The 2,855-nt window shown below is 37.8% G+C and carries 4 protein-coding genes and 1 pseudogene; all 5 read right to left on the bottom strand.

Going from position 1 to position 2,855, the window contains the following annotated elements; all coding sequences use genetic code 11:
* A pseudogene (locus ACX5KA_RS13120) lies at positions 1-278 on the bottom strand (formyltransferase family protein); the annotation flags it as partial.
* 258 nt (positions 279-536) lie between these two features.
* A complete protein-coding gene (locus tag ACX5KA_RS13115; protein ID WP_015066037.1) occupies positions 537-1,007 on the bottom strand; it encodes a YybH family protein in 471 nt (156 codons plus the stop codon).
* 27 nt (positions 1,008-1,034) lie between these two features.
* Positions 1,035-1,505, bottom strand: a complete 471-nt coding sequence (locus ACX5KA_RS13110) for a YybH family protein (protein WP_012516902.1) — start codon at positions 1,503-1,505, stop codon at positions 1,035-1,037.
* 20 nt (positions 1,506-1,525) lie between these two features.
* On the bottom strand, positions 1,526-2,413 hold the full coding sequence (locus ACX5KA_RS13105; protein ID WP_203565510.1) for a copper resistance D family protein: 888 nt from the start codon (positions 2,411-2,413) through the stop codon (positions 1,526-1,528).
* A gap of 21 nt (positions 2,414-2,434) precedes the next feature.
* Positions 2,435-2,788, bottom strand: a complete 354-nt coding sequence (locus ACX5KA_RS13100; protein ID WP_012516900.1) for a copper resistance CopC family protein — start codon at positions 2,786-2,788, stop codon at positions 2,435-2,437.
* Between the last annotated feature and the right edge of the window lie 67 nt (positions 2,789-2,855).

Below are 2,855 nucleotides of genomic sequence, written 5' to 3'. Positions count from 1 at the left end.
TGGATATTAATCGCATATTTTATTTCGTTTGTGGGTACTTTGTATCCGTAATCGGCTACAACAAAGACTGTCTGTTCGTCATTTAAATATCCTTTAAGAGTCACGATACTTGGTTTTTCAGTGGAATAAACAATATTGTATTTACGACAAATTCGTTTGATGAAGCTCGCATTTTCCTGAACATCGTTTATAAAAACGCGTTCAATGTTCAATCTATTTTTAATTAGAAGTAACAAACAATTCGAGAATAAGTCGTTTCCAAAATAAACGATTTTCATATTTCTCTGTACCTTTTGAGAATAGCGTATGTGGAACAAAATGTAGGTTGGGAGGACAAGTGTTTAAGGATTCGATGTTGATTAAAAATCTGTGCAAAAACGAATAATAAGGGTTCATTGGCTGGCGGGAAGCTTAGTTCGTGCCAATATGAAGTGTAAGGCATTTTGACAATAGGATAGCCGAGATGGTTCTGATATTGAGCAAACTGGAAAGCTACCGTTGATATTACCAAAGTAGCTTTCAATACATTTATTTCGCTAGTCTTTTGCACGATTTCTACTAGAGGAATGCGTGTGAACTATCAGCCACTCACCGTTAACTTTTTTAAAAAGAAAGGTTTGAAACCCCGTTTTGTTGAAAGTTTCTCCAGACTTCCTAACCTTTCCTTGAACGGTTGTATCAACGAGTGTCCAAGCAAAATCATCTTCTACATGAGTTTGAATGTTAGAAAAATCTAAACTTAAGAAAACTAAGGCATCCTTTTCTGGTTCAACATGATGCTCTATCAAGTCACTTAACCCTACATTCTGTCCGCCAGATTCAAAGTATCTTGCGCCTTTAAAGTCGAAAAAGTGCTTTTTAAAGGGGGCACCGTCTCCATTCTCCCAGCCATATTCAATTTGCTTTATAATGTCTTTTATCTGATCTTTATCAGTTGCATTGTTATCATGAGCGAAAGTGAAAAAAGATAACAAAGACGAAATGATTATGATTAAAAATTTTTTCATACGAGCTCTCTCGGGTAGTTAATCGAATCAATTTGACCAATGAATATGTTTGATTTTCCACTCTCCTTCGGTGTTGATTAAGACAATTGTTTCCATACTTTGGTAGTCTCTCTCTTCCCCCTTAAACATCCCATTGACCAGAAACCGCGATGCGGAGATTGCTGTGTTGCCCAGAACTTTGACTTGATGCTCCAACGCTTTATTTGTCACTGACGATAGATATTCCATATCTGAATTCATATGATGTTGAGCATATTCATCTGCGCTCCTCTCAACTCCGCCTCCTTCATAAATAGTCACATCATCCGCCAGTAGGCTCTTCGCAGTGATTTTGTCTCCCGTATTAAGCGCGTGATGGAATGCAATAACTATTTTAGCTGCAGGCGTATCTAACCCACTAAACATACCTTTCTCATGATGTTCTTTTTCATGGGCACTAGCAGCAAAACTCATGATTACGGGCATGATAAATAGTAAGACTAATAATTTAATTTTCATTTGAATTTCTCTTCTAAGTTTTATCTTTCGGGACCTACAATACTCGTAAGCCCAGAAGTAATGATTAAAATAGCAACTGCTATTGTTAACTCTAATGAAATGGATTTTGAGAGTGCTTCGCTTCCCGAGCCACTTTTAAGTTTTGGGACTAATTTCAGTTTGTGCCGTATAGCAATAGCTAGAATGCTAGTTACAAGGAACATTTTAACAAGAAGAGTTTGCCCATATATGGAGCTAAATAACCCTTCAAAACTACCTACCAATTGAATAGCTAGCCAAATGCCTGCAGATAATAATAAGGTAACCAATACGGCCGCCTGCGTACCAAACCTATCCATTAATTTATAAAGCTTTTCGTAGCTCTGGTAATGGCAGGAGAGCTTTAACGGAATCAATGCACCAAACCACCAAGCCATAACAAATACGTGAACCATAAGTAGTATTCGAGCAATACTTCCTAATTCAGAAACGTGGCCGGTTAAAGTAAATGTGTACGAGAGAGTGAATAGACACAGCACAAGTAAGCAAGACTTTAACCTTAGGAAAGGTTTAAGAGGTTTAAATTTCAATAAGTAGATAGTTATTAAAGCTACGGCTAACCCCCCCGCACGATACAAGGTGACTTCACCGATAGGAGAACTCAACATTATCTTAAGCATAAAGGGGTCAAGTGCGCCTTGAATTCCCTCTTCTACCATCGCTCCAGTGTTCGCGATAAACCACACTGCATTAGAAATAAACGCAACAAAGACACAAACCTTTACCCATACAGCGCTATAAGATGGCGTTGTATAACTTGTCCTACTGTCGTTAATATCTCGCCAGAAAAATGTATATCCAGCTGTGGCCGCGAAACCTAAATAAAACATTAGCTTTGTCACTACAATTACAGTGTTCCAGATATACATTTCCACAGCTGAATCCCCTTTTTAGTGCACCATAAATCCAAAACTATCTTTCATCTTGTGCCCATCGGAGCCAAGCATGATGAACTCAACATTGTATGAACCTGGACGTAATTTAGGTAAGGTCCAAGAATAATCCGTTGCAACCTCTTTCGGAGGTTCAAAGCCAAAATCAACTTTTGCACCTTCACTATCTTTTAAAACTACTTTTATTAATCTAACTCCCTTGGTAAAGCTGACTGATAGTTCCATTGGGGCCTCCATCAGCATTGCATTTTTGCTTGGTGTGCTAGATTTAATTTCTATAGCCTCATGTGCTAATGCCACGCTGCTTAGCAGTACACTAAATATTGCAAATGATTTAACAAGTGCTTTCATGATTACCTCTATCTTTGGTTTTTAAAAATTAAAATTGCTTTGATTGTCAAAAGTGCGCATTTATTTG

The sequence above is a fragment of the Alteromonas alvinellae genome, assembly GCF_902705805.1.
The sequence above is the reverse complement of the archived record's forward strand: the minus strand, read 5'-3'. Positions and strand labels throughout refer to the sequence as shown.